The organism is Type-A symbiont of Plautia stali (genome assembly GCF_059731155.1).
The window spans coordinates 3,796,857-3,823,388 of sequence record NZ_AP035891.1 but is presented as its reverse complement, the minus strand read 5'-3'; the positions used below and the strand labels follow the sequence as shown (position 1 = coordinate 3,823,388).

Annotated in this window: 15 protein-coding genes, 5 pseudogenes and 1 riboswitch; of the genes and pseudogenes, 8 read left to right on the top strand and 12 right to left on the bottom strand. The window is 59.0% G+C overall.

All coding sequences use genetic code 11. From position 1 onward, the window contains the following. The first annotated feature begins 54 nt into the window (after positions 1-54). Both AC6I8M_RS20240 and folA read left to right on the top strand, forming a co-directional pair. A pseudogene (locus AC6I8M_RS20240) lies at positions 55-1,202 on the top strand (porin). A 287-nt stretch (positions 1,203-1,489) separates the two neighbouring features. Further along, complete coding sequence (gene folA, locus AC6I8M_RS20235) at positions 1,490-1,972, top strand: type 3 dihydrofolate reductase (protein WP_010616645.1); 483 nt, start codon at positions 1,490-1,492, stop codon at positions 1,970-1,972. A 190-nt stretch (positions 1,973-2,162) separates the two neighbouring features. Here folA and apaH read toward each other — a convergent pair whose 3' ends face one another. Genes apaH through lptD form a run of 6 tightly spaced genes read right to left on the bottom strand, consistent with a single transcriptional unit; the run spans position 2,163 to position 8,976 of the window. Next, entirely contained in the window at positions 2,163-3,017 is an 855-nt protein-coding gene (apaH, locus tag AC6I8M_RS20230) for a bis(5'-nucleosyl)-tetraphosphatase (symmetrical) ApaH (protein ID WP_010616644.1), read from the bottom strand. 4 nt (positions 3,018-3,021) lie between these two features. Then, a complete protein-coding gene (apaG, locus tag AC6I8M_RS20225; RefSeq protein WP_022549127.1) occupies positions 3,022-3,447 on the bottom strand; it encodes a Co2+/Mg2+ efflux facilitator ApaG/CorD in 426 nt (141 codons plus the stop codon). Positions 3,448-3,451: 4 nt separating this feature from the next. Next, positions 3,452-4,276 (bottom strand): 16S rRNA (adenine(1518)-N(6)/adenine(1519)-N(6))-dimethyltransferase RsmA, encoded by an 825-nt coding sequence (gene rsmA, locus AC6I8M_RS20220; RefSeq protein WP_498013584.1) that lies wholly within the window; start codon positions 4,274-4,276, stop codon positions 3,452-3,454. Beyond that, positions 4,269-5,261, bottom strand: coding sequence for a 4-hydroxythreonine-4-phosphate dehydrogenase PdxA (gene pdxA, locus AC6I8M_RS20215; protein WP_010616641.1), 993 nt, complete (start codon positions 5,259-5,261; stop codon positions 4,269-4,271). The genes rsmA and pdxA overlap by 8 nt, the downstream gene beginning before the upstream one ends. Continuing rightward, the gene (surA, locus tag AC6I8M_RS20210; protein WP_010616640.1) at positions 5,251-6,546 is read right to left on the bottom strand and encodes a peptidylprolyl isomerase SurA; all 1,296 of its coding nucleotides are present in this window, start codon (positions 6,544-6,546) and stop codon (positions 5,251-5,253) included. Before surA ends, pdxA begins: the two co-directional genes overlap by 11 nt. A gap of 54 nt (positions 6,547-6,600) precedes the next feature. Then, a complete protein-coding gene (gene lptD, locus AC6I8M_RS20205; RefSeq protein WP_010616639.1) occupies positions 6,601-8,976 on the bottom strand; it encodes an LPS assembly protein LptD in 2,376 nt (791 codons plus the stop codon). Positions 8,977-9,158: 182 nt separating this feature from the next. On the opposite strand from lptD, the gene djlA reads away from it, so the two are divergent. Then, the gene (gene djlA, locus AC6I8M_RS20200; protein ID WP_010616638.1) at positions 9,159-9,962 is read left to right on the top strand and encodes a co-chaperone DjlA; all 804 of its coding nucleotides are present in this window, start codon (positions 9,159-9,161) and stop codon (positions 9,960-9,962) included. Between the two features lie 14 nt (positions 9,963-9,976). Here the strand turns inward: djlA and rluA are convergent, their stop codons facing one another. The 3 genes and pseudogenes from rluA to polB form a co-directional block, all read right to left on the bottom strand. Next, complete coding sequence (gene rluA, locus AC6I8M_RS20195) at positions 9,977-10,636, bottom strand: bifunctional tRNA pseudouridine(32) synthase/23S rRNA pseudouridine(746) synthase RluA (protein WP_498013583.1); 660 nt, start codon at positions 10,634-10,636, stop codon at positions 9,977-9,979. 21 nt (positions 10,637-10,657) lie between these two features. Next, positions 10,658-13,562 (bottom strand): annotated as a pseudogene (gene rapA / locus AC6I8M_RS20190) (RNA polymerase-associated protein RapA). A gap of 151 nt (positions 13,563-13,713) precedes the next feature. Continuing rightward, positions 13,714-16,058: pseudogene (gene polB, locus AC6I8M_RS20185) on the bottom strand (DNA polymerase II). Positions 16,059-16,227: 169 nt separating this feature from the next. Between polB and AC6I8M_RS20180 the strand changes: the two are divergent. Then, a complete protein-coding gene (locus AC6I8M_RS20180; RefSeq protein WP_010616636.1) occupies positions 16,228-16,992 on the top strand; it encodes a DedA family protein in 765 nt (254 codons plus the stop codon). Here the strand turns inward: AC6I8M_RS20180 and thiQ are convergent. The 3 genes and pseudogenes from thiQ to sgrR form a co-directional block, all read right to left on the bottom strand. Continuing rightward, entirely contained in the window at positions 16,989-17,690 is a 702-nt protein-coding gene (thiQ, locus tag AC6I8M_RS20175) for a thiamine ABC transporter ATP-binding protein ThiQ (RefSeq protein WP_010616635.1), read from the bottom strand. The two genes, AC6I8M_RS20180 and thiQ, sit on opposite strands and share 4 nt — an antisense overlap. Then, positions 17,674-19,153, bottom strand: a pseudogene (thiP, locus tag AC6I8M_RS20170) (thiamine/thiamine pyrophosphate ABC transporter permease ThiP); the annotation flags it as partial. The pseudogene thiP and the gene thiQ, both read right to left, overlap by 17 nt. Before the next feature lie 106 nt (positions 19,154-19,259). Further along, positions 19,260-19,353: riboswitch (TPP riboswitch) on the bottom strand. A gap of 112 nt (positions 19,354-19,465) precedes the next feature. Then, positions 19,466-21,126: pseudogene (sgrR, locus tag AC6I8M_RS20165) on the bottom strand (HTH-type transcriptional regulator SgrR). A 254-nt stretch (positions 21,127-21,380) separates the two neighbouring features. Here sgrR and AC6I8M_RS20160 point away from each other — a divergent pair. The 4 genes from AC6I8M_RS20160 (at position 21,381) to iolB (ending at position 26,491) form a co-directional block, all read left to right on the top strand. Continuing rightward, entirely contained in the window at positions 21,381-22,286 is a 906-nt protein-coding gene (locus AC6I8M_RS20160) for an MFS transporter (RefSeq protein ID WP_022548552.1), read from the top strand. Between the two features lie 345 nt (positions 22,287-22,631). Next, positions 22,632-23,516, top strand: coding sequence for an IS110 family RNA-guided transposase (locus AC6I8M_RS20155; RefSeq protein WP_498013404.1), 885 nt, complete (start codon positions 22,632-22,634; stop codon positions 23,514-23,516). Positions 23,517-24,146: 630 nt separating this feature from the next. Further along, complete coding sequence (locus tag AC6I8M_RS20150) at positions 24,147-25,652, top strand: CoA-acylating methylmalonate-semialdehyde dehydrogenase (protein ID WP_498013582.1); 1,506 nt, start codon at positions 24,147-24,149, stop codon at positions 25,650-25,652. Between the two features lie 23 nt (positions 25,653-25,675). Continuing rightward, entirely contained in the window at positions 25,676-26,491 is an 816-nt protein-coding gene (iolB, locus tag AC6I8M_RS20145; protein ID WP_022548108.1) for a 5-deoxy-glucuronate isomerase, read from the top strand. Positions 26,492-26,532 lie beyond the last annotated feature (41 nt).

Genomic DNA, 26,532 nt, shown 5'->3' with positions numbered 1-26,532 from the left:
ACCGTACTATTTCGCTGCTCAATCATAGAGCGTTCACCTTAACGGGATATAAAAATGAAAATGCGTGCTTTCACTCTCAGCGCAGTGGCTGCGTTACTTGTTGCTGCACCACTCGCCAGTCAGGCGGAAATCACCCTGCTGAAGCAGGATCCGCAGGCCGGCGATCCCCTTAGCAGTCTTGATTTCAAAGTGGGCGGCAGTATTCGTCCGCAGTATCTGTATCTGCATCAGAATGGGGTTAACGATAAATCATATAAGCGTAACGGCTACGACGGCGGCTCACGTTTCCGCTTCAGCGCCAACTACTACTTGTTTGACGATGTCAGCTGGGTGGGTTACTCCCGCTGGGCGTTAACTTCCCGGCATGGTGGGGCTGGGATAACTACTATGCGGACGGCGCCCATAACACCACGCGTCGCCAGCTGTACACCGGTTTCAAAAGCGCATCGCTGGGCGAGCTCTATTTTGGCCAGCAGAACATCGTTTATTACGATGTCGTCGGCGCTAAAACCGATATCTGGGACTACGATATGCTGGCCCAGGCTCCGGGCAACGGCATCAACGGTGACTACGACGGATCTTACCGCTCGCGCAAGATGCTGAAGTATAAAAACGCCTTTGGCGATGTGGATGTCTATGCCGCTTATCTGTTTGAAGATAACGACTATCTGCCGGGCAACAGCCTGCGCTACAAGCGCAAGGGCGGCGGTTCGCTGGGTGTGAACTATCACATCACCAAAGATCTGGCGTGGGGCACTGCGTGGAACTACACCCGCGCGGATATCCGCAATCCGGGCAATGGCGACAGCAAGCGTTACGACCAGAATATCTACGGCACCGCGCTGAGCTGGACGCCGGACAACTGGACGCTGTCGGCCGGTGCGGGCTGGTATCAGAATTTCTCGCCAACCAAACTCAACATCGTCAACAACTACTTCGCGGATGATGCGTGGGGCGTTGAATACTTCGCCGGTTATAAATTCCCGATCGGCCAGTATGCCGTGAAGAGCATCCAGCCTTACTTCATGGGCGATCGCCTGGAGTTCGTCAACAGACGTAACTACAAGCGTATCGATAACGGCGTGGGCGTCAGCGCGCAGCTCGACTACGGTTTCCGCGTCGACTACGAGTACGTGATCACCTCCAGTACCGATAAATCTCTGGGCAACGTTAATCTGGTGCGCCTGCGCTACGATTTCTGATGCGTAAATCAACGGCTCTTGCGGGAGCCGTTTTTTTTGTGGCGGGCACAGTGCGCTTTTCTTTACACAGCGCGCGGGCAGCGTGGAGCATCACCCTGAGTTGTAGCGCCTTCACCGCGAATTCTGGCGGCTCTTTCCGCTAACTGCCGCAAAGCCGGAGTAAAACTCTGTCGGTCAGACAAAACGCCGAGCCAAGCGGGCTTTACGTAAATAGCACGGTCGTCCTATCGACGAAAGTTTCACCTTTACGTATCATTGCGCCAATTTTTTCCTGTAGGTCTTTTAACATGATTAGTTTGATCGCGGCACTGGCAGCAGATCGTATTATTGGCATGGAAAACGCCATGCCATGGCACCTGCCTGCCGACCTCGCGTGGTTCAAGCGCAACACGCTGAACAAACCGGTGATTATGGGCCGTCTGACCTTTGAATCGATTGGTCGCCCGTTACCGGGACGCCTGAATATTGTGGTCAGCAGCCAGCCCGGCAACTATGACGGCGTGACCTGGGTGACGTCGCCGGAAGAGGCGATTGCCGCAGCGGGTGAGGCAGAAGAGATCATGGTGATTGGCGGTGGCCGGATTTATGCGCAGATGCTGGCGCGCGCCGATCGTCTCTATCTGACGCATATTGATGCGGAAGTGGAAGGCGACACCCAGTTCCCGGACTACGAGCCGGACGAGTGGCAGTCGACTTTCAGTGAGTTCCACGATGCCGATGCGCAGAATTCGCACAGTTACTGCTTTGAGATTCTGGATCGCCGCCGTTGATAGTGGCCAGGTGCGCATGAATGCGCACCCTACAACGACAGGGATCAATCGCTGTTTATGACGCGATAAAATCGTTCGATATCAGGCTGATGGCTGTCACGGTACAGATTGTCGTTGTTGGGTCGCCATTTATGGCGACCGAAAAAAAGCCCCGCTAACATCGCGGGGCTTTTTGTTTACTGCATATTGCTCAGGGGGGAGGCGCATTCACCACGCTTTCCGCCATTGCCTGGTCACGGTTCGAGACCTGGGTGTAATACTGACCGCTCTCCCAGTGCAGCAGGGTCAGCGTTCCGCCCCAGCAGCAGCCGGTGTCGAGCCCGATCACATGCTCTGGCGTGCCTTTTCCTTCCAGCGAAGCCCAGTGACCAAAGATTTGCGTATAATCGCTGCCGATTTTGCCGGGCACCTGGAACCATGGTTTCAGCGGCGGCGGCGCTGAGGCGGGTGCCTCTTTGCAAATCATATCGAGCTGACCATTGGGGAAACAGAAGCGCATGCGCGTCAGCGCATTGGTGCTGAAACGCAGGCGCGCCAGTCCGCTCAGCTCCGGTGTCCAGTTGTTCGGCATGTCGCCATACATGGCATCGAGAAACAGCGGATAGCTGTCGCTGGACAATACCGCCTCAACTTCGCGTGCGCACTGCTGTGCCGTCTCCAGATCCCACTGCGGCGTAATGCCAGCATGCGCCATCAGCAGCTTTTTCTCTTCATCCACCTGCAGCAGCGGCTGGCGACGCAGCCAGTTAATCAGCTCGTCGGCATCTTCCGCTTCCAGCAGGGACGTCAGGCGATCCTTGGGCTTGTTACGGCTGATACCGGCATACACTGCCAGCAAATGCAGGTCATGGTTGCCCAGCACCATGCGCACACAGTCTCCGAGCGACTTGACGTAGCGCAGTACCTCAAGCGAACCCGGACCGCGCGCCACCAGGTCGCCGGTCAGCCATAGCTCGTCCTGCTGCGCATCGAAATTGACCTGCGCCAGCAGCGCACGTAATTCGTCATAACAGCCGTGAATATCGCCAATCAGGTATGTACTCATTAAGTCAGTCCGATGAGAACGCGCCGCCCGGACTGGCCGGGCGGAGGAGGAATTCGTGAATGTGGGTTTGCACCGCGAGGCGGAACACCGGAATCTCCACGTGGAAGGTCTCGCCCTCTTCGTCGATCATCACATAGTGTCCCTGCATGGTGCCCATTGGCGTTTCCAGAATCGCACCGCTGGTGTACTGAAACTCATTGCCGGGCGCAATATGCGGCTGCTCACCGACCACGCCTTCACCTTGTACTTCAGTCTCGCGCCCGTTGCCATTGGTGATCAGCCAGTAGCGGCTGCGCAGCTGTACGCTGTTGCGCCCGAGATTACGAATAGTGATGGTGTAAGCGAACACGTAGCGATCCTCATCGGGAGAGGATTGCGATTCCACATACTGACTCAGTACCTGAACACAAACGCGAGCCAGTTCACTCATGCACTCAGTTCTCCGCAGATTCAGCCTGATGATGGCCCAGCCAGTTTGCCAGCTGGCAATACTGCGCCACGGTGACATTTTCTGCCCGCAGCGAGGCGTCGATGTTGAGTTCATCCAGCGCACCGGCCGTGAACAGGTGTCCCAGGCTGTTGCGCAGGGTTTTGCGTCGCTGACCAAACGCTTCGGTGGTGATACGGCCCAGTAAACGCACATCGCTGACCGGATACGGTGGCTGGGTAAAGGGCAACAGACGCACCACCGCTGAATCCACTTTCGGTGGCGGGGTGAACGATTGTGGTGGCACTTCCAGCACCGGAATTACCTGACAATAATATTGCGCCATCACGCTGAGACGCCCGTAAGCTTTGCTGCCCGGGCAGGCTACCAGACGGTTAACCACCTCTTTCTGCAGCATGAAGTGCATATCTTTAATCGAACCAGTATAGCTGAAAAGGTGGAACATCAGCGGCGTCGAGATGTTGTACGGCAGGTTGCCAAACACGCGCAGCGGCTGACCCTGCTCCTTTGACAGCGCGGAGAAGTCGAAGGTCATAGCATCCTGCTGATAAATCGTCAGCTTAGGACCGAGGAACGGATGCGTCTGCAAACGCGCGGCAAGGTCGCGGTCCAGCTCGACGACAGTCAGCGCATCAAGACGCTCGCCCACCGGCTCGGTTAACGCACCCAGCCCTGGGCCAATCTCCACCATGGCTTCACCCTTCTGTGGATGAATAGCGGAGACGATGCTGTCGATAATGTACTGATCGTTCAGAAAGTTCTGCCCGAAACGTTTACGGGCGTAGTGCCCCTGATGGACGCGATTATTCATTACTGCTCTTGATCATAGTGATGGCGAGGTTAAGCGCCGTAATAAAGCTGACCGGCTCTGCGCTGCCCAGACCGGCGAGTTCCAGCGCGGTGCCGTGGTCAACAGAGGTACGGATAAATGGCAGGCCGAGGGTGATATTCACCGCGCGACCAAATCCCTGAAATTTTAGCACCGGGAGGCCTTGGTCGTGATACATCGCCAGCACCGCATCAGCGTGCTGCAGATATTTCGGCTGAAACAGCGTATCCGCCGGTAACGGGCCGGTGAGCTGGATGCCCTGCTGTTGCAGTTCGTCGAGCGCCGGGATGATGGTATCGATCTCTTCCCGGCCCATGTGACCGCTTTCGCCGGCATGGGGATTGAGCCCGCAGACAAAAATATGCGGCTGCGGGAGACCAAACTTATGCTGCAAATCCTGATGCAGGATCGTGATGACTTCATGCAGGCTGTCACGGGTGATGGCGTCTGCGACATCCTTCAGGGGCAGATGCGTGGTGGCCAGCGCCACGCGCAACGCTTCGGTCGCCAGCATCATCACCACGCGATCGCCACCGGCGCGCTCAGCAAAGAACTCGGTGTGGCCGGTGAAGGGGATGCCGGCGTCATTGATCACGCCTTTGTGTACCGGACCGGTCACCAGCGCGGCAAACTCGCCGCTGAGGCAACCGTCGCAGGCGCGGGCCAGCGTCTCCAGTACGTAATGACCGTTGGCGACCGTCAGTTCGCCGGCGGTCACCGGCTGCGCCGTCGCGATGTGCAGCAGCGTCAGCGTACCGGCCTGCTGCGGCTGCGGTGCCACGCCGGGCTGATAGTCACGCAGCGTCAGCGGCAAACCCAGTTGAGCCGCGCGCTGGCGCAGCACATCGCCGTCTGCGCACACCACTAGCTCAACCGGCCAGTCACGCTGAGCCAGCGTAACGGCGAGATCGGGACCAATCCCGGCGGGTTCGCCGGGCGTGATCGCCACACGATAATTACTGACCATTGCCATCCAGAATCTTCACGTAAGCACTGGCGCGCTGTTCCTGCATCCAGGTTTGCGCTTCTTCGGCAAACTTACGGTTGAACAGCAGACGGTAAGCGCGCTCTTTCTGTGCTGCATCGGTTTTATCTACCTGACGGGTATCCAGCAGCTGAATCAGGTGCCAGCCGAAGGAGGAGTGCACCGGCGCACTGACCTGGCCTTTCTGCAGCTTCAGCAGCGCATCACGGAACGCCGGATCGTCGATTTCCGGTGACGCCCAGTCGAGGTCGCCGCCCTGGTTCGCTGAACCCGGATCGTCGGAGAGCTGTGTCGCGGCAGCGGCGAAGGTGGTTTTGCCACTCTTAATGTCTGCGGTGATCTGCTCGATCTTCTGGCGCGCCTGATCGTCGGTAAGGATCGGTGACGGCTTCAGCAGAATGTGGCGTGCAAGCACTTCGGTAACCGAGATGTTTTTGCTCTCGCCGCGCAGATCGTTCACTTTCAGGATATGGAAGCCAACGCCGGAGCGGATTGGGCCGACGATGTCGCCTTTCTTCGCGCTGCTCAGCGTCTGCGAGAACAGCGTTGGCAGCTCTTCAATTTTGCCCCAGCCCATGTTGCCGCCTTTCAGCGCCTGCGGATCGGCAGAGTAGGTCACGGCCAGTTTACCGAAATCGGCACCGCCTTTCAGTTCACCCACCAGCTGACGCGCCAGCGCTTCTTGGTCATCAACCTGCTGCTGGGTTGGATTTTCCGGCAGCGGCAGCAGAATCTGGCTGATGTTAAGTTCGGTGCCCTGGGTATTCTGCGAGCCAATCTGCTTAGCCAGCGTATCCACTTCCTGCGGCAGAATGGTGACGCGACGGCGCACTTCATTGTTACGCACTTCGGAGATCAGCATCTCTTTGCGGATCTGCGCGCGATAATCGTTGTAGTTCATCCCGTCATAGGCCAGACGGCTGCGCAGCTGATCAACGCTCATGCGGTTCTGCGCGGCGATGCTCTGGATCGCCTGATCCAGTTGCTGATCGCTCACCTGCAGACCGGCTTTTTCGCCCATCTGCAGAATGATGGCGTCCATGACTTGGCGTTCAAGGAACTGATGACGCAGGGTTTTGTCATCCGGTAGCTGCTGACCAGCCTGCTGCGCCTGTGACTTCACCGTGCGCAGCATGTTGTCTACGTCACTTTCCAGCACCACGCCGTTGTTCACGACTGCGGCAACTTTATCGACCATCTGTGGGGCTGCGAACGCAGTGTTAGCGGTGATCGCCACACCAAGAATCAGCATTCTCCAGTTCTTCATACTTTATCCATTGTTGTTTCCGCACTGCGGGATCGCCTGTCAAATATCACAACATCAGAAAGCGCGCTGATAAGGGATGATGCCCTGACGCAGCATTTCATTGGTGCCTAAGCCATAGTTAGAACTCAGACCACGCAGCTCAATGTTGAATGAGATTTGGTTGTCATACTTGCTGTCGTTGTTTTCCCAACCGTTGATCTTGCGTTCGTAACCCAGACGAATGGCGTAGCAGCAGGAGCTGTACTGCAGACCGACTAACTGCTCGGCCGGACGGCTGTTGCGGGTGTCATAGTAGTAACCACCCACCAGCGACCAGGCATCGGCAATCGGCCAGCTGGCCGTGGCGCCCACCTGCGAAATACCGTTTTTGTAGATCGGGTTAGTGACATAGCTCGGGTTATTCAACGCCTGCGCTACATACTCCGGGCTGCTGTAGCGATAGCTCAGCTGCACCATACGGTCGGCATCACGACGGTATTCCACAATGGCATTGCCCAGGGAAACGTTGTCCAGCCGCGTATCGTATTGCAGGCCGCCGCGCACGCCCCAGCGATCGCTGACTTTCCAGTAAGTATCACCCGCCCACACCAGGCTACCGGTATCATCTTCTTTATTCGTCTGGTTTACGCCGGTACGAGACGGGGTAAACGAGTAGATTTGACCCACGGAAACGTTAAAACGTTCAACCAGATCGTTATCATAAATACGCGTGGTCACGCCGGTCGCCACTTCGTTAGACGAAGCGATACGATCGAGGCCGCTGTAGGTGCGATCGCGGAACAGGCCGGTGTAGTCGGTCTGCAGCAACGTTGAGTCGTACGGATAGATGTTGCTCTGGTTGCGGTACGGGATATACAGGTACTGCACGCGCGGTTCCAGCGTCTGGGTGTAGCCTTCGGCCCAGTCCATATTGCGGTCAAATACCAGGCGACCATCTACCTTGAACTGCGGCAGGGTGCGGTTGACCGACTCTTTCAGCTGATTGGTGCGGGTGGTATCGATATTTTCGTTGTAGTAGTTAACGTTATCCTGCTGGTAATGCGTCGCGAGCAGCTTTGCCTCGGTATCCAAGCTGGCCCAGCCGTTGGACAGCGGCAGGTTGAGCGTTGGCTCGATGTGCAAACGCGTCGCTTCCGGCATTCTGTTATTGACGTTAGTGAACTTCACCGCCTGCGCATAGATGCGACCGTCAAACGGCCCGATATCGTTCTGGTACAGATTGACATCCAGCTGCTGTGGCATCGCCCGATACACGTTCTGGCTGCTGGTATTACCAAACACCTGGAAGTCTCTGCTGGACAGCGTCGCATCCCAGTTGGTGTCAGCGTAGCCTACGCTGAATTTCTGCGTGGCGTAGCCGTCAGTCGAGCTGTAGTACTTCGAATCCAGGTCCTTGAAGTAATAAGGATTGCTGACTTTGGTGTAGTCCGCGTTGAAGCGCCAGTGCTGATCGTAGACGCCTGAGTGACGCCAGTAGAACAGCCAGCGGTTGTCGTTGCTGTCGTTCTGCACCGCCGGTCGCGCGGCTTTATCTTTGTTGTACTGATTGTCAGACGGCAGATAGTCCAGCTCTAACAGGCCGGCACCAAACTGCGTCAGGTAGCGGAACTCGTTCTGCAGCTGCAGACCGCGCTTGCTCATGTAGTGCGGCGTAATGGTGGCATCGGCCTGAGGCGCGATGTTCCAGTAGTACGGCAGCATGAATTCGAAGCCGTTGTTGCTGCCGTATTTCGCATTGGGGATCAGGAAGCCGGAGCGGCGGCGGTCGCCAATCGGCAATTGCAGATACGGGCTGTAAAACACCGGCACGTTGCCGAGCTTGAAGCGCGCATTCCAGATCTCCGCCACTTCTTCTTCACGGTCCTGAATCACTTCAGAACCGACCACGCTCCAGCTGTTGGAACCCGGCAGACAGGAGGTAAAGCTGCCGTTTTCCAAAATGGTATAGCGATTATTACCGCGCAGTTTCATCTGGTCAGCATCACCGCGCCCCTGACGGCCGACCATCTGATAATTACCGTTCCACACGTTGGTATCTTTGGTGTTCAGATTGGACCAAGCTTTCGGACCTTTCAGGATGACCTGGTTGTCGTCATAGTGCACATTACCCAGCGCATCGACGGTACGCACCGGCGTCGTTTGTCCGTCCTGCTGACGCTGATGCAGCTGCATCTCGTCGGCAACCAGACGGCTGTTCCCCTGCTGCACATCAACATTACCGGTGAACACCGCGTCGTTCGGATAGTTCCCTTTTGCTGAGTCAGAGTTGATGGTTACCGGCAGCGAATTCGCGTCGCCACTGACCAGCGGGCTGTTGTAGCTCGGCACGCCCAGCATACACTGCGACATCAGATCGTCGGCCAGTGCATGCTGACTATAAAGCGCTGCACCAATCATGGTAGCCAGCAGGGTAGGTATACGTTTTTTCATACGCGGTTTCGATAATTCCATGAAAACTGGCATCATGCCGACAATCCGGACAGAGACTAACGTACCGCCCGGCGTTGCGCCAGTGTTAATCCTGCTCTGCCTGCGTTGCCGTTAGGCGCGGAGATAAATGACAGGTATGATAATGCAATTTTCAGCCGCAAGCATGGCGAATTGAGGAGTTTATGCGCTACTGGGGAAAAGTTATTGGTCTGGCTCTCGGCTTACTTTCCGGAGTAGGCTTTTGGGGCATCGTACTGGGTCTGATCATTGGTCATCTGTTTGACAAAGTGCGCAGCGTAAAAGGACAGGGCTACTTCGCCAATAATCAGGCGCGTCAGACCCTGTTCTTCAGCACCACGTTCCAGGTGATGGGCCATCTGACCAAGTCAAAAGGGCGCGTCACCGAAGCGGATATCCAGATTGCCTCTTTATTTATGGATCGCATGCAGCTGCATGGCGATGCGCGTACCGCGGCACAGCGTGCGTTTCGTGAAGGTAAGCAGAGCGAATATCCGTTACGTAACAAGCTGCGCAGCGCCTGCTTTGGCCGTTTCGACCTGATTCGGATGTTTCTGGAAATTCAAATCCAGGCGGCGTTTGCTGATGGTTCACTGCATCCCAACGAGCGTCAGGTGCTGTACGTCATCGCGGAAGAGCTGGGGATTTCCCGCGCGCAGTTCGACCAGTTTCTGCGCATGATGGAGGGCGGTCAGCAGTTTGGTGGCGGTTCGTCGTACGGCGGCGGCGCTTATCAACAGACGAAACGTGGCCCGACGCTGGAAGATGCCTGCAGCGTGCTGGGAGTCAAAAGCAGCGACGACAGCACCACCATCAAGCGCGCCTACCGCAAGCTGATGGCCCAGCACCATCCGGATAAGCTGGTGGCGAAAGGTTTGCCGCCGGAGATGATGGAGATGGCGAAGCAGAAAGCGCAGGAGATTCAGGCCGCGTACGACCTAATTCGCAAAGAGAAGGGCTTTAAATAAGGGGCTGTGGCCCCTTAAAAATCTGCCGGCTGGCGAAACGTCATGCTGTTGCCAAACGCCGGATGGGTAATGGTCAGCGATTCGGTATGTAGCTGCAGGCGCGGTGCCATGGCTAACGCCTCGGGATGTGCATAGAAGCGATCGCCGAGAATCGGATGCCCCAGCGCCAGCAGGTGCACGCGCAGCTGGTGTGAACGGCCAGTGATCGGCTTCAGCTGCACCCGCGCGCTGTTATCGGCGTCATAAGCCAGCACCTGATACTCCGTCTGCGCCGGTTTACCCAGCTCCACACTCACCATCTGCTTCGGCCGGTTAGGCCAGTCGCAAATCAGCGGCAGATCGATCATGCCCTGTTCCGCCGCCGGATGTCCCCAGACGCGTGCCACATACTGCTTCGCAGGCTCGCGTTCGCGAAACTGCCGCTTCAGCTCGCGCTCGGCCGCCTTGGTCAGCGCCACTACAATCACACCGCTGGTGGCCATATCGAGCCGGTGCACCGACTCCGCCTGCGGAAAATCACGCTGGATGCGCGTCATCACACTGTCCTTGTGCTCCTCAAGGCGGCCGGGCACCGACAGCAAACCGCTCGGCTTGTTGACCACCATGATGTGCTCGTCCTGATACAGAATATGCAGCCAGGGGTCGAGCGGCGGATTGTATGGTTCCATCAGCATGATTGGGCGCGGCCTCAGCGATTATTGGTGTGTAACAACGATCAGACGCAGCGCATCCAGCCGCCAGCCGGCTTCACCGAGGCTGGCCAGCACCTGCTCGCGGTTGCTCTCCAGCGCATCAACTTCATCATCACGGATGTTGGGGTTGACCGCTTTCAGCGCTTCAAGGCGCGACAGCTCGGCGCTCAGCTTCTCATCGGCCTCAACTTTGGCCGCCGCAATCAGCGCCTGCGCTTCCGGCACGATGACTTTTTCCGCCTGCGTCAGGATGTGATGCACATCCTGCTGCACTGCGTTCACCAGCTTACTGCCAGTATGGCGGTTGACCGCGTTGAGCTGACGGTTAAAGCTTTCGAACTCCACCTTCCCGGCGAGGTTATTTCCGGCGCGATCCATCAGCAGGCGGACCGGCGTGGGCGGCAGGAAGCGGGTAAGCTGCAGGTGTTTCGGCGCCTGCGCTTCTACCACATAGATCATCTCTACCAGCAGCGTGCCCACCGGAAGCGCCTTGTTCTTCAGCAGCGACAGCGCACAGCTGCCGGTATCGCCGGAGAGAATCAGGTCGAGGCCGTTGCGAATCAGCGGATGTTCCCAGGTAATGAACTGGGTATCTTCGCGTGACAGCGCCTGGTTACGGTTAAAGGTTACGGTGCAGCCATCTTCCGGCAGGCCGGGGAAATCCGGCACCAGCATGTGGTCAGACGGCGTCAGGACGATCAGATTATCGCTGCGATCTTCCTGGTTGATACCGACGATATCAAACAGGTTGAGCGCAAAGTTCACCAGCTCGGTGTCGTTATCCTGCTCGCAGATGGCATCGGCCAGCGCCTGTGCGGCTTCGCCGCCGTTTGAGTTCAGCTCCAGCAGACGGTCGCGTCCCTGCTCCAGCTGCGCCTTCGGCGTGTCATGCTGTTTGCGGCTCTGGGCGATAAAGTCGTCTAGCCCCTGTGGGTTGTCCGGCGCGGCCAGATACTCAATCAGCTGCGCATAGGCGCTGTCGTAGATGGTGCGGCCGGTCGGGCAGGTGTGCTCAAACGCGTCCAGCCCTTCGTGGTACCAGCACAGCAGCACCGCTTGGGCGGTTTTCTCCAGCCACGGCACCAGAATCTGGATGTCATGCAGCTGGCCGATACGATCGAGACGGCCAATACGCTGCTCCAGCAGATCCGGGTTAAACGGTAAATCGAACATCACCAGCCGGCTGGCGAACTGGAAGTTACGCCCTTCCGAGCCGATCTCCGAACACAGCAGCACTGTGCGCCATCTTCCTGCGAAGCCAAGAAGGCGGCCGCGCGGTCCCGTTCGATAATCGATAGCCCTTCATGGAACACCGCGGCGCGGATGCCTTCGCGCTCGCGCAGCACCTGCTCCAGCTGCAGCGCAGTGGCCGCTTTGGCGCAAATCACCAGCACTTTCTCTTTACGGTTGCTGGTGAGGTAGCCCATCAGCCACTCAACGCGCGGGTCGAAGTTCCACCAAGTGCCGCTGTCGCCTTCAAATTCCTGATAAATCTGCTCCGGATACAGCATGTCGCGCGTGCGCTCTTCCACCGTTTTGCGCGCCGCCATGATGCCGGAGACTTTAATCGCCGTCTGATACTGCGCCGGCAGCGGCAGGCGAATCTGATGCAGTTCACGTTTCGGGAAACCCTTCACGCCGTTACGGGTGTTGCGGAACAGCACGCGGCTGGTGCCGTGGCGATCCATCAGCATCGAAATCAGCTCTTTACGCGCGTCGTCTTTGCCGTCGCGATCGCTGTTCGCCACCTGCAGCAGCGGCTCGATATCCTGCTCGCCGACCAGATCGTTGATCAGGTTCATCTCGTCTTTGCTGATGGCGTGATCGGCCAGCAGCGTGCTGACGGCGTCAGCCACCGGGCGATAGTGCTGCTGCTCGGCCACGAACTGAGCGAAATAGTGGAAACGATTCGGGTCCAGCAGGCGCAGACGGGCAAAGTGGCTCTCCATGCCCAGCTGTTCCGGCGTCGCGGTCAGCAGCAGCACGCCGGCGGTCTTTTCCGCCAGCTGTTCGATAACCTGATATTCGCGACTCGGCGCGGTTTCGCTCCACGCCAGATGATGCGCTTCGTCGACCACCAGCAGGTCCCAGTCGGCTTCGGCCAGTAGCTCCAGCCGCTGTTTGTTGCGGCGGACAAAATCCAGCGAGCAGATAATCAGCTGCTCGGTATCAAACGGGTTATCGCTGTCGTGCTGCGCTTCGGTGTAGCGGTCGTCGTCAAACAGGGCAAAGCGCAGGTTGAAGCGGCGCAGCATTTCCACCAGCCACTGTGCTGCAGGGTTTCTGGCACCACGATCAGCACGCGCTCAGCGCGTCCGGCCAGCAGCTGCTGCTGAATAATCATCCCGGCTTCAATGGTTTTACCGAGGCCGACTTCATCGGCCAGCAGCACGCGCGGCGCGTGGCGGCGACCTACGTCATGCGCGATGTGCAGCTGATGCGGAATCAGGTTGGTGCGCATGCCGCGCAGGCCGCTAATCGGCAGGCAATACTGTTCGCTCTGGTATTTGCGTGCGCGGAAGCGCAGGGCGAAGCGATCCATGCGGTCCAGCTGGCCGGCAAACAGGCGATCCTGTGGTTTGCTGAACACCAGTTTGCTGTCGAGCATCACTTCGCGCAGCACCACGTTGCTTTCGTCAGTATCAAGACGCGTGCCGATGTAAGTCACTAAATCGTTTTCGTTGCGGACTTCATCAACCTGCATCTGCCAGCCTTCGTGGCTGGTGACGGTATCACCCGGATTAAAAATCACGCGGGTGACCGGAGAATCATTACGGGCATAGAGGCGGTTTTCGCCGGTGGCGGGAAACATCAGTGTGACCATGCGCGTATCCAGCGCCACGACTGTCCCCAGTCCCAGCTCACTTTCCGTATCACTAATCCAGCATTGACCCAGTGTAAAAACCATATATTTTTTGCTCGATTCTCTAAAAGATAGAAAGACGTTCGCCTGCTCTCAGACAATACCCCACCGCCAGACAGTTATCTGGTCAGCTGGTGCACGCGGTGAGAATCAGGAAGGGCGCTATGGTACTGGATGGCAGGGCATTCGTCACCTGTCAAAAAAGCCCCAGTTGCCCGGTGATCAGTGTAGCAAAGTCATCACCGACAAACGGTAAAATCCCCTCGGCGATCGGCTGCAACTGCTTGCTGACGTAGTGATCGTAATCCAGCGGCGTGCTGCGCGCTTCCAGCGGCTCCGGCCCGGCGGTGGCCATGACGTAGCGGATCGATCCGCCGTTCTGATACTGCAGCGGACGCTGCAGTTTACGGTTATATTCATCGGCGAGGCGCGCGGCACGCACGTGGGGCGGCACGTTGCGTTCGTAATCTTTCAGCGGCCGGCGCAGGCGCTTTTTATACACCAGCAGATCGTCCAGCTCGCCGGCCAGCAGCTGTGCCACGGTGTCACGAATGTAATCCTGCCAAGGTTCACCGCGAAAGATGCGGCCATACAGTGTCTGCTGGAACTGCTGCGCCAGCGGCGTCCAGTCGGTGCGCACCGATTCCAGCCCTTTGAATACCAGCCGTTCACCCTCGTCGCGGCGAATCAATCCGGCGTAGCGCTTTTTACTGCCCTGTTCGGCCCCGCGTATGGTTGGCATCAGGAAGCGGCTGAAGTGGGTTTCATACTCCAGCTCCAGCGCGCTGTCGAGACCGTAAGTCTGCTGCAGATGCTGTTGCCACCAGCGATTCACGTGCCCGGCCAGCCGCTGGCCGATCGCGGCGGCATCGGCTTCGCTGTGGGCGCTTTTCAGCCAGACAAAAGTGGAATCGGTGTCACCGTAGATCACGTCAAAACCTTCGGCTTCAATCAACTCACGCGTTTGCTGCACAATGGCGTGACCGCGCAGGGTGATCGACGAGGCGAGGCGCGGCTCGAAAAAGCGACAGGCGCTGGTGCCAAGTACGCCATAAAAAGCGTTCATGATGATCTTCAGCGCCTGCGACAGCGGCTGGTTGCCGTCGCGTTTGGCGGCCTCGCGCCCCTGCCAGATCTGCCCGACAATCGCCGGTAAACAGTGGGTGCGGCGCGAAAAGCGCGCGTGGCGAAAACCGGGAACCGAATCGGCGTCATCCGGATGCGCCAGGCCTTCGACCAGCCCGACCGGATCAATCAGAAAGGTGCGGATGATCGACGGATAGAGACTTTTATAATCCAGCACCAGCACCGAATCATACAGTCCGGGGCGCGAATCCATCACGTAGCCGCCAGGGCTGGCTTCCGGCGCCACTTCGCCGAGGTTAGGCGCGACAAAGCCGGCGCGGTGCATTCGCGGAATATACAGGTGGCTGAACGCCGCCACCGCACCGCTAGGCCATTCACGGTGGCGCGCTCCAGCAAAAACGGCATGATCGCGGTGTGCTGGAAAATACGCGTAACCAGCTCGCAATCCTTCAGGTTATAGGTTGCCAGCGCCGGTTTGTCGTGGGCAAAGCGCCAGTTGATCTCTTCCATGCACTGCCACGGATTGTTGATGGCTTTGCCTTCGCCCAGCAGCTCGCGCGCCACCGCTTCCAGGCTGAATGAGGCGAAGTCCCAGAACGCCGATTTCAGCGCCTCGATACCGTCAATCACCAGCCGGCCGCTGGCCTGAGCGAAGAACACGCCGGGCTTAAAGCCGTGCTCGCGCCACTCCAGCGGCTGCTGCTGACGGCCAAGACGCAGCGGAATACCGTAGCGGTCGGCATGTTTTTGCAGCACGTGCAGGTCAAACTGCACCACGTTCCAGCCGATGATGACATCGGGATCGTGACGGGCGAACCAGGCGTTAAGCTGCTCCAGCAACTGCGGCCGGCTGTCGAGGTAAATCAGCTCAAAATCCAGCTGGCTGGCATCACCGTTAGGCGGTCCGAGCATATACACCTAGCGCTGGCCGCAGCCCTCCATCCCGATGCAGTACAGCTCGCCGTGCTCGGTGGTTTCGATGTCGAGCGACCCCCATTTCAGCTGCGGACGGTAATCGGGATGCGGCTTGAGGCGCGCGTTGACGAGGCTGTCGCCGCGCGGCTCGCCGCTAAACCACACCGGCGCCGTGATAAAGCGCTCCATCAGGTAGCGCCCCGGCGGGCGGATATCTGCTTCATACACCGCAATGCCGTTTTCACGCAGGCGTTTCTCGATGCTTTGCAGCTGCCGGTGGCTGCGGCAATAGAGCCCCAGCACCGGTCGGCGACGGAAATCTTTCAGATCCAGCGGCTGCAGGCGCGTATGAAGCTCGTCGCGAATCAGCGCTTCGGTTTGCGCCTGGAACTCTTGGGGAATAAACGCCACTGACTCCTGCGCAGGCAGCACCAGGCGCTGCGGGCCTTGGTCGGTGGCCAGCCACAGCACCACTTCGCTGCCGGTCGGGGTATCCCGCCAGTGGCGAGTCAGCAAAAATCCTGCGCGCGGTTCGGTCACGTTAACTCCGGAGAATGAATTCATTTCAGTATATCATGGATGTTTATACAGTGTACTGCTGGTGGCTCCGTCGTCCGCGCGGCGCGGGCGTGCGGCAGAGCGGGGAATTGCTTGACGCTGTGGGGCTGTCTCAGGACAATCCAGCCTCTATATTCCGCAGAGGATAGTTATGGAAGCTTGGATCCAACACCTGTTTACGCAATCGCTGGAGTACGCGCTGATTACCGTGGCGCTGGTGACCTTTCTTGAGTCGCTGGCGTTTGTCGGCCTGCTGCTGCCGGGAACGGTATTGATGGCCAGCCTCGGCGCGCTGGTGGGCAGCGGACAAATCGGGCTCTATCCGGCGTGGGTCGCCGGGCTGGCCGGCTGTCTGATTGGCGACTGGGTGTCATATGGCATTGGCTGGAAATTCCAGGGACCGCTGCACCGCTGGAAATACCTGCAAAAATACAAAGGGCTGCTGGATAAAACCGAGCACGCGCTGCATCAGCACAGCATGTTTACCATCCTCGTGGGGCGCTTTGTCGGACCGACGCGTCCGCTGATTCCGCTGGCGGCCGGCATGCTGGAGCTGCCGGTGCGTAAATTCCTGCAGCCGAACATTATCGGCTGCATCCTGTGGCCGCCGGCCTACCTGATGCCGGGCATTCTGGCGGGCGTGGCGATCGACGTGCCGCAGGCTGCGCAGGGCGACAGCTTCAAATGGCTGCTGCTGGCGGTGGCGCTGCTGCTGTGGATCGGTGGCTGGCTGCTGTGGCGCTGGTGGCGCAGCGGCAAAAGCGTCGACTGGGCCACGCCTTATCTGCCGCAGGCGCTGCTGCGCTGGCTGGCTCCGCTGATGGCATTCATCGGCGTGGGTGCCTTTATTGCGCTGTTGTTCCACCCGATGATGCCGATTTTCCTGCAGCTGCTGTGGAAGGTGTTCTTCGCTTAACGCGGCGGTACGCCAAGGATGGCGGCCGCCGGGCTCTCACCGCGCAGCAGGCTGGCGGTGCTGCCATCCCAGTACACCCGGCCGTCAACAATCACCAAGCTGCGTGACGCAATCTGCTGCGCATCCTCCAGACTGTGCGACACCATCAGCAGCGTGATAGTGCGCGCCTCGCACACCGCATGCACCAGCTGTAACATCTCGCTGCGCAGCGCCGGATCGAGTGCGGAAAACGGTTCGTCCAGCAGCAGTACCGGCTGATTGCGCAGCAGGCAGCGCGCCAGCGCCACGCGCTGTCGCTGACCGCCGGAGAGCTGGCCGGGCAGACGCGTCAGCATCGATTCCAGCCCGGTTTGCTCCGCAATCTGCTGTACCTGCTGCTGCTGTTCGCGCGTCAGCTTCAGGCCGGGATGCAGGCCCAGCCCCAGATTTTGCTGCACCGTCAGGTGCGGAAACAGATTGTTCTCCTGAAACAGCATCGATACCGGCCGCGCGGAGGGCACGCTGCGGGTGTGGTCGACGCCATCGATCAGCAGGCTGCCCTGACTCACTGGCAGAAAGCCGCCGAGCAGGCTCAGCAGGGTACTTTTGCCCGCGCCGCTCGGGCCGAGAATGGCGAGACGTTCACCGGCCTGCGCGCTAAAGCTGAAGCGCATCGGCAGATGCTGGTAGAGATAGGTAAGGTTATTCAGTGTCAGCATGGCGACCCGGTAATTTTTCCATCAGCGTAAACAGCAGCAGGCATAACAGCAGCAGTAGCAGCGCGGTCACCGCGCCATCGGCAACGCGATAGGCCCCAATCTGCTGGAACAGATAAAACGGCAGGGTGCGGAAATCGGCGCTGCCGAACAGCGCCACCACGCCGAAATCCCCAATGGACAGCACGCAGGCAAATGCCAGCGCCTGCGCCAGCGGACGTTTCAGCGCCCGCAGTTCAATCAGCCGCAGGCGATTAAACCCACTGATGCCCAGCGAGGCGCACAGCTGAGCGTAGCGCGCGCTGAGATCGCGCATCGGATTTTCCAGCACTTTCATGGCGTAGGGGATGGCAATCAGCGCGTTGGTGAAGATCACCAACGCATCGGCACGCTGCGGCAGGCCAACGGTGGCATCCAACAGCGGGAAAAACCCACTCGCCAGCACGATGCCCGGCATCGCCAGAATCAGCATCCCGCTGAGTTCCATGGCCTGCGCGGCGAAGCGCTGCTGACGCTGGCGCAGTTCGCGACTGCTCCACAGCAGCATCATGGTCAGCTGCACGCACAGCACACCGGCACCGATTGCGATACGCAGCGACGTCCATGTGGCCTGCCATAGCGCGGGCTGTTGCAGCACGCCGGCAATGCCGCTGCGTAAGCCGTCGACCAGCACCGCCGCCAGCGGTGGCAGCAGTAACAGCAGCGCCAGCGTAATCAGCAGCGCATCCGCGACGCGTGCGCGCCAGGAATCCTGCGGATCGCGCCAGCCACGCACCGTCTGGCTACCGGCCGGAATCGCTTTAGTGAAGCGCTGGCTGAGCAGCACCAGCAGCAGACAGCAGCCGAGCTGCAACAATGCCAGCAACGCGGCGCGGCCGGGATCGTAATCAAAGCTAAGCGCCTGATAAATGGCCAGCTCCAGCGTGGTGGCCTGCGGACCGCCGCCCAGTGCCAGTACGGTGGCAAAACTGGCGAAGCACAGCATAAAGATCAGCGCCGCCGTCGGCAGCAGCGGACGGCGCAGCCACGGCCACTCCAGCAGGCGAAACAGCTGCCAGCCGCGCAGACCCAGCTGCGCCGCCAGCTGGCGCTGCTCGCCGGGAATGCTCACCAGCGCCTGCAGCAGCATGCGCGTCGCCAGCGGCAGATTGAAAAACACGTGTGCCAGCAAAATGCCCTGCAGGCCGTAAGGCGAATAATGATAATCGATGCCGACGGCGGCGCACAGCTGCGCCAGCCAGCCGCTGCGCCCATAGACGCTCAGCAGACCGAATACGGGCGACCAGCACCGGCAGCACCAGCGTCATGGCGCACAGGCGCAGCAGCAGGGTGCGGCCGGTAAAGCGGCGGCGATAGAGCGCGCGGGCCAGCAGAATGGCCGGCAGCACCGAGAGCAGCGCTGACAGCAACGCCTGTTCAAAGGAGAAAGCCAGCACATGGTGCAGATAGCTGTCGCTGAGCAGCGCGCGCCAGTCGGTGGCCGGCGCGGCGAGCAGCAGCAACAGGGGCAGAACTTTATTTAACACTTTGCGTTCCTTAAGGCGAAGGTAAGGTTGCGTCGCAAAGGATCTAAGGGCGGAGCATCTCAAATCCCGACGCCGGTACGAGCCGGATCAGGTTCGACGGGTCTCTCTCAGCCAGTTAACCGGCACCCCGTTGAGAACGACATATTCTAGACATTTACATGACAACGCGAAAAGTTCACCTGCCGGTCGTGTTGTCCCATGCTGCCCGGTGCGCATGAGTGCACACCCTGTAAATCGCATGGATGGCGACTTTTACAGCTCCGACGGGGCGAACCAGGCGGACTTGAAGTCAAACCAGCCGAGCGTGTTCAGCCGCACGCCACGCATGCTGCGCTGGCCCTCCAGCAGCAGCCAGTGATGGAACAGCGGATGCAGATAGTCGCTGTTTACCAGCTGTTTGCTCCACTCCGCCAGCGGCAGCGCTTTCTCACGCCAGCGCGCGGCGTCGGCCTGCCAGTCCAGCGGGATACAGTGATGCATCAGCGGCAGCTCGTAGAGCTGAGCGAACAGGGCGTAGTCGAGCGGCAGGGTAAAGTTGACGCTGCCCAGCCAGATGTCACTCTCGCCCGCGCCGTCGAACCAGCTTTCGTAGCTCACTTCGCGGGTAATCAGCTCGACGCCCTGCTGCGCCAGCAGCGGCGCAGCGCATTGGCGATGCCCTCGTGTTCGACGTGGTGGCTGTACCAGCTGAGCGTCAGTTGGGTCACGCCGTCGGGCTTGTGGGCTGGGGTGATATCGCGCCGATGGTGCCAGCGCGGCAGCAGGCCATAAGCCGGGAACCAGTAGCGCTGATAGCCGACGCCGGCATGATTGAGCAGTGCGATAGGGTTAAGCAGATCGCTCACCCAGCGGCGGAAACCGGCATCGCGACCGCGTTCAGAGCGCTGATCGAACAGCAGAAAATAGCAGCCCTCTTCGAGGCGACTCTCTTCCGATTTTTCGTCGTCGTTTTCGCCTTCCAGTTTTACACCGGCGTAGACCAGCTCATCGCTGATCTCCGGCAGCACCCAGATTGAGACATCATCAATCAGCGCGCGGTAGCCGAAGTAGTCATCAAACGCGGCGATTTTCAGCTGGGTTTGCTGATTGCGCACCACGCTGTACGGACCGGTACCGATGGGCTGACGGGGGAAGTGGCGCAGCGTCGGCCACTCACGCGGCAGAATCATGGCGCTGACGCTGGCCAGCAGCCACGGCAGCCAGCAGTCCGGCTGGCTGAGATGGATATCCAGCGTCCACGGCGCCGGCGAGTACAGTTGGTCGATGTACGAAAACAGCGGCTGGCTGCGTACCCGTTCCAGCGAGGCGATAACATCCTCCATCTCCAGCTCGCGGCCATGATGAAAGCGGATTGCCGGCCGCAGGAAGAAGCGCCAGTGCAGCGGAGAGGTTTGCTGCCAGTGATGGGCGATATCGGCGGCGATTTCCCCTTTTTCCTCATTTATACGCGTCAGGCCGCTGAATATCTGCCGCGCCAGATGGGTTTCTGAACGGCGCAGCGGCGAGCCGGGCAGCAGGTTAGGCAAGGGCCGGTAGTAGAGCACGCGCAGAATATGCTTGCCCTGGCGAAAGCTGCGGCCAAGGTGCGCAGCAATCATCTGCCGCACCTAGTTTTTATCGCCCACCAGCTGCACCAGCTGGTCGATGCGATCCTGCTCCAGCAGGTCTTCGGCGCGCTGCTGCTGTAGCGCCAGTCCGGTGTAGCAGAAGCTCAGCAGCGAGCGTTTACCGCGACCGGCTTCAGCCTGCCAGATCAGCCAGCCCGCCGCCTGCATGGCGTTCAGCAGGTTACGCATGTGGCGGCGTGAGCAGTGCAGCAGTTCGGCCAGCTCGCTCAGCGTGGTTTCCTGATCCTGGCCCTGACAGTGTTGCCACAGGCGAATGAATTGCTGTTGCAGACGCGCAGAGGACATAAAAGGGGAACTCCTTCTCGACTTCGCTCAGTTTTTCCTGCACCATATTAGAGGCATACTGGCGGGCAATGGAAGAGCGGGAGGCATTCAGCAATGAATGGCGCTCTGCCAGCGGTTCCGCCGACGTGGAACCTTTTCTGAGTAGGGTGCAATTTCACCGCCAGCGGAGTTTTTCTCTGCTGGCTTTTTTCGTTTTGCTGTGGAATCTTCTACGCTGTTTTTTTCCCGGTTTTTTTCCTCAAAGGGATTTCTGCATGAAATCGCTGTTACCGCGGCCGCGCCGCCTGAATCCGGTTTACCTCTCCTTTATGGCCGTGTCGTTTATGGTCGGCGTGGCAGGGGCGTTACAGGCGCCGACGCTCAGCCTGTTTTTGACGCGTGAGGTGCAGGTGCGGCCGTTTTGGGTCGGCCTGTTCTTTAACATCAACGCCGTCGCCGGGATCGTGATCAGCCTGCTGATGGCGAAGCGTTCGGATAACCGTGGCGATCGCCGTCATTTGATCCTGTTTTGCTGCCTGATGGCGGTGGCCAACGCGCTACTGTTTGCCTTTAACCGTCACTATCTGACGCTCATCACCCTCGGCGTGCTGCTGTCGGCGCTGGCCAGCGTGGAGATTCCGCAGATCTTCGCCCTGGCGCGTGAATATGCCGATCAGTCAGCGCGTGAAGTGGTGATGTTCAGTTCGGTGATGCGCGCGCAGCTGTCGCTGGCGTGGGTGATTGGACCGCCGCTGTCGTTCGCGCTGGCGCTCAACTACGGCTTCGTCACGCTATCCTGCGTGGCGGCGGTGATTTTTCTGCTGAGTATGCTGCTGATCTGGCGCACGCTGCCCTCGGTGCCGCGCATCGCCGCCACGCCGGAGCAGGTACTGATGCAGCTCAGCCCGTGGAAAGACAGCCAGGTGCTGCAGCTGTTTAACGCCGCGTTTATCGGCATCATCGCCGGTATTGGCATGCTGTGGTTTCAGGATTTGATGCCGGGCCGTGCCGGTGCGGCGACCACCATGTTCACCACCTCGATTTCAACCGGGTTGATTATCGCCGGCCTGATTCAGGGGATACTGAGTGAGCGCTTTGGCCATGAGTCGGTGTACTGGCTGGCGTTGGTGATGGCGGTGGTGGCGCTGGTGCTGGCTGCGCGGGTACGGGATGCGCGGTGAGGGCTGCGTGGTGAGGGCTGCGTGGAGGTTGATGGTCGCCATGAATGGCGACCCTGCGGGGCACTGCGCATTTCGGGCATGTTTTGCACATTTTTGGTCGCCATAAATGGCGACCCTTATATCCCGATCATTCTCCTCCGGGTATGATGATCCCCGACTGATCATCGGGAAGTTGCTGGTGAGATGGGGGCGACCCCTGGGCATAAAGCCTGCTTTGTGGATTCATCCCCGGCAACTTAACTCCCGCCTTCAAGACCGGACGGTATCCTGTGCCCCGAGCACGCATCCATAAGGATGGTCATGGCGGTTTCCCTGTGCTGTTAAGGAGAATCTATACAAACCCGTATGCCTGTCGGCATTGATATTGCCTCCGGAAAGTTTGATGTGGCCGTCTGGAAAGGCGACACGTCTTACAAAACCAAAGTCTTTCCCAACACCCCTAAGGGCTTTATCGCCCTGAAAAAATGGCTGGAGCCGTTCGGCTGCTGCCATATCTGCATGGAGGCTACCGGCGCGTACAGTGAGCCGCTGGCCACCTTCCTGCACGACGAAGGCTATGATGTCAGCGTGGAAAATCCTGCGCGCATCAGGCGCTTCGGGCAGGCCGAGCTGAGCCGGAATAAGACGGATAAAGACGATGCGCGCATGATAGCGCGCTACTGTAAACTGCACGGCCCATCGCTGTGGCAGCCGGCGCCGCTGAATGAACGCAGGCTGAAAGCGCTGGTGAAGCGCCTGACGAATCTTCAGGAAATGCGGCAGATGGAAGAGAACCGGCTGGAGGTATCGGATGCGGTGGTGCAGCCCTCAATCCGCGTGGTCATTGCGGCGCTGGATGCGCAGATAGACGAAACGAAGCGGGCAATAAACGACCATATTGACAATGACCCGGGCCTTAAAAAGAACAGGGAACTGCTGGAGTCCATCCCGGGCGTGCTGGGCAGCACGATGCTGGCGTATATGGGGGACATGTCGAGGTTCAGCAGCAGCAAGGCTCTTGTGGCGTGGGTGGGGCTGAATCCGATGCGGCAGGAGTCCGGTGAGTGGAAGGGCAAAAGCAGGATATCGAAGATGGGCAACAGCGCGATGCGCAAGGCCCTGTACATGCCAGCGATAGTGGCGATGAAGTGGAATCCGGCGGTAAGTTTGCTGAAGAAGCTGCTGCAGCTGGCTTATGGTGTGCTGAAGTCGGGTCGTCCGTTCGATGCCGAAATATGTCTTGCCAGGTAACCGGCAAGACGGTATCTACAGTGCATCTGCGGTTTTTACAGGGTGCGCATTAATACGCATCAGGCAATTGACGGGGCGAACACCGTAGGGTGCGCATTGATGCGCACCAGGCAATCCGCTGCGGCAATCACGCATGGGATGGGAAAAAGGTGAAAAAAAAGCCTCCGACCGAGGCCAACACTAACAAAAGCGTGTCGCTAAGACACAGATAAGGGTTCGTTCCACATCGCATTGCCTGAAGATGCTGCAAAGAAAACATTTATTTCGTTTAATTGAATTATGAAATAACGGATATTGGATCTGCCTCGCAAAAATTTCATATTTCGTTTTATCCAGCCACGCTCCGGCGCTGACCCTCTCTCTGACTAATCGTGCTGCAGATCCCCTTGCTGCTGATTACGGGCGCAGGCAGCATCGGTATTGTCATCAGGCCCGCACTTTGCGCCAGTCCGCTAACGCTGGCGGAAAAATGCGATCCAGGCCGCTAAAAGTAAATTTTCCAAAAAGAACTATTTGAAAAATTTATTTCACTGTAATAGCTTCATCGCATGCTTTCCGTATTGCCTGATCGGGCGCGACCCAGACAGACCCGCGGCCTGCAGGGACCTTACACATCAAAGAGGCAACGACATGACTATCGTAGGAAACTTTATCGGCGGCAAAATCACGCACAGCGCCAGCAACGAAACCATTCCGGTCAACGATCCGGCGACCGGCAAAGTGATCCGCGAACTGACGCAAAGCACTGCGGCAGAAGTGGCACAGGCCATTGAAGTCGCCCATGCGGCGTTTCCGGAATGGTCGAAAACGGCGCCGCTGCGTCGTGCCCGCGTCATGTTCAACTTCAAAGCGCTGATGGAAAAACATCGCGATGAACTTGCGGCACTGATTGTTTCTGAGCACGGTAAAGTGTGGTCCGATGCGCTGGGTGAGCTGACGCGCGGCATCGAAGTGATCGAATTTGCCTGCGGCATTCCGCACCTGATCAAAGGGGAAAACTCACCGAACGTCGGTTCCGGCGTTGACAGCTATTCGCTGATGCAGCCGGTGGGTGTGGTCGCGGGCATCACGCCGTTCAACTTCCCGGCGATGGTGCCGCTGTGGATGTTCCCCATCGCGCTGGCGTGCGGTAATACCTTTGTGCTGAAGCCGCCGGCGCTCGATCCTTCTGCCTCGGTACGCATGGCTGAACTGCTGAAAGAAGCGGGCCTGCCGGATGGCGTGTTCAACGTGGTGCACTCCTCAAACGAAGACGCCGAGCAGCTGTATAAAGATCCGCGCATCGCGGCGGTCAGCTTCGTCGGCTCGTCCGGCGTGGCCGAGCACATCTACAAAACCGCCAGCGCGCATGGCAAACGCGTGCAGGCCTTCGGCGCCGCGAAAAACCACGCCATTGTGATGCCGGATGCCGATCTCGATGCCACCGTGAACGCCATCATGGGCGGTGCTTTCGGTTCTGCCGGAGAACGCTGCATGGCGCTGCCTGTGGTGGTAGCGGTTGGCGACGATACGGCCGACAAACTGATTTCACGCCTGACGCCGCTGATCAAAGCGCTGCGCGTGGGGCCGGGCATGCAGCAGGGTGCCGAAGAGAATGAAATGGGGCCGGTGGTATCCGCTGCGCACCAGAAGAAAGTGCTGGGCTACATCGACAAAGGTAAGCAGGAAGGCGCGACGCTGGTGGTTGACGGACGCGGCGTGAAAGTCGCGGGCCATGAAGAGGGCTACTACGTTGGCGGTACGCTGTTCGATAACGTCACGCCGGAGATGGTGATTTGGCGCGAAGAGATTTTCGGACCGGTGCTGAGCATCATGCGCGCCAGCGACTTCGACAGCGCGTTGCAGCTGGTAAATAGCCACGAATTCGGTAACGGCAGCGCCATCTTCACCAGCAACGGCAACACCGCCCGTGAATTTGTGCACAACGTGGAAGCGGGCATGGTGGGCGTCAATGTGCCGGTGCCCGTGCCGATGGCGTTCCACAGCTTTGGCGGCTGGAAGCGTTCGGTGTTTGGTGCGCTCAACGTGCACGGTCCGGACGGGGTGCGTTTCTACACTCGCATGAAAACGGCGACCGTGCGCTGGCCGAGCGGTCAGCAGACCGTTTCTGAATTCAGCATGCCAACGCTGGGTTAATGTCGCGCAACAGGAGAAACAGGATGTTACTGATTTCAAAAGTGCAGCAGCCGGACAGCCACGGGCGTATCCAGCACGTGACGCCCGAGAGCGCAGGCTGGGAATACGTGGGCTTTGACGCTTATCTGCTGAAAAAGGGCCAGACGCTGCGGTTAAGCAGCGGCGAGAGAGAGCTGTGCCTGGTGCTGGTGGCCGGTCTGGCGTCGGTGAAAACCCGCGACGTAGAATTCCCTGGCATCGGTAAGCGCCTGTCGCCGTTTGAGCGCACGCCGCCTTACTCGGTTTACGTGCCGCATCATGATGAGGTTGAAGTCACTGCCGACAGCGATCTGGAGCTGGCTGTATGCAGTGCGCCGGGCGGTGGCAATCTGCCCGCACGGCTAATTGCACCGCAGGATGTTGGCGTGGAGCACCGTGGCAAAGGGCGCAACCAGCGCCTGGTGCATAACATTCTGCCGGATAATCAACCGGCCGACAGCCTGCTGGTGGTGGAAGTGTATACCGACGAGGGCGCGACCAGTTCGTATCCCAGTCACAAGCACGATGAGAAGGACAGCCCGGACGAAACCTATCTGGAAGAGACCTATTATCACCGTTTCGATCCTGAGTCCGGTTTCGCCATGCAGCGCGTGTACACCGACGACCGTTCGCTCGACGAGTGTATGGCCCCGTATAACCGCGATGTGGTGACGGTGCCGCGCGGTTATCATCCGGTGGCGACTCTGGCCGGTTACGATAATTATTATCTGAACGTGATGGCCGGGCCGGTACGGCTGTGGAAATTTACCTGGGAGAAGGATCACGCTTGGGTGAACAGCGAGCAGTATCCGCGCCGTTAATCGAGTGTCCGCGCGGTCGCCGGATTAACGGCGCCCCTGCA

What these genes read in the sequence shown, in the direction of transcription:
- folA (WP_010616645.1), top strand. Translation starts at nt 1,490, where the DNA reads ATGATTAGTTTGATCGCGGCACTGGCAGCAGATCGTATTATTGGCATG.
- apaH (WP_010616644.1), bottom strand. Translation starts at nt 3,017, where the DNA reads ATGAGTACATACCTGATTGGCGATATTCACGGCTGTTATGACGAATTA.
- apaG (WP_022549127.1), bottom strand. Translation starts at nt 3,447, where the DNA reads ATGAGTGAACTGGCTCGCGTTTGTGTTCAGGTACTGAGTCAGTATGTG.
- rsmA (WP_498013584.1), bottom strand. Translation starts at nt 4,276, where the DNA reads ATGAATAATCGCGTCCATCAGGGGCACTACGCCCGTAAACGTTTCGGG.
- pdxA (WP_010616641.1), bottom strand. Translation starts at nt 5,261, where the DNA reads ATGGTCAGTAATTATCGTGTGGCGATCACGCCCGGCGAACCCGCCGGG.
- surA (WP_010616640.1), bottom strand. Translation starts at nt 6,546, where the DNA reads ATGAAGAACTGGAGAATGCTGATTCTTGGTGTGGCGATCACCGCTAAC.
- lptD (WP_010616639.1), bottom strand. Translation starts at nt 8,976, where the DNA reads ATGAAAAAACGTATACCTACCCTGCTGGCTACCATGATTGGTGCAGCG.
- djlA (WP_010616638.1), top strand. Translation starts at nt 9,159, where the DNA reads ATGCGCTACTGGGGAAAAGTTATTGGTCTGGCTCTCGGCTTACTTTCC.
- rluA (WP_498013583.1), bottom strand. Translation starts at nt 10,636, where the DNA reads ATGCTGATGGAACCATACAATCCGCCGCTCGACCCCTGGCTGCATATT.
- AC6I8M_RS20180 (WP_010616636.1), top strand. Translation starts at nt 16,228, where the DNA reads ATGGAAGCTTGGATCCAACACCTGTTTACGCAATCGCTGGAGTACGCG.
- thiQ (WP_010616635.1), bottom strand. Translation starts at nt 17,690, where the DNA reads ATGCTGACACTGAATAACCTTACCTATCTCTACCAGCATCTGCCGATG.
- AC6I8M_RS20160 (WP_022548552.1), top strand. Translation starts at nt 21,381, where the DNA reads ATGAAATCGCTGTTACCGCGGCCGCGCCGCCTGAATCCGGTTTACCTC.
- AC6I8M_RS20155 (WP_498013404.1), top strand. Translation starts at nt 22,632, where the DNA reads ATGCCTGTCGGCATTGATATTGCCTCCGGAAAGTTTGATGTGGCCGTC.
- AC6I8M_RS20150 (WP_498013582.1), top strand. Translation starts at nt 24,147, where the DNA reads ATGACTATCGTAGGAAACTTTATCGGCGGCAAAATCACGCACAGCGCC.
- iolB (WP_022548108.1), top strand. Translation starts at nt 25,676, where the DNA reads ATGTTACTGATTTCAAAAGTGCAGCAGCCGGACAGCCACGGGCGTATC.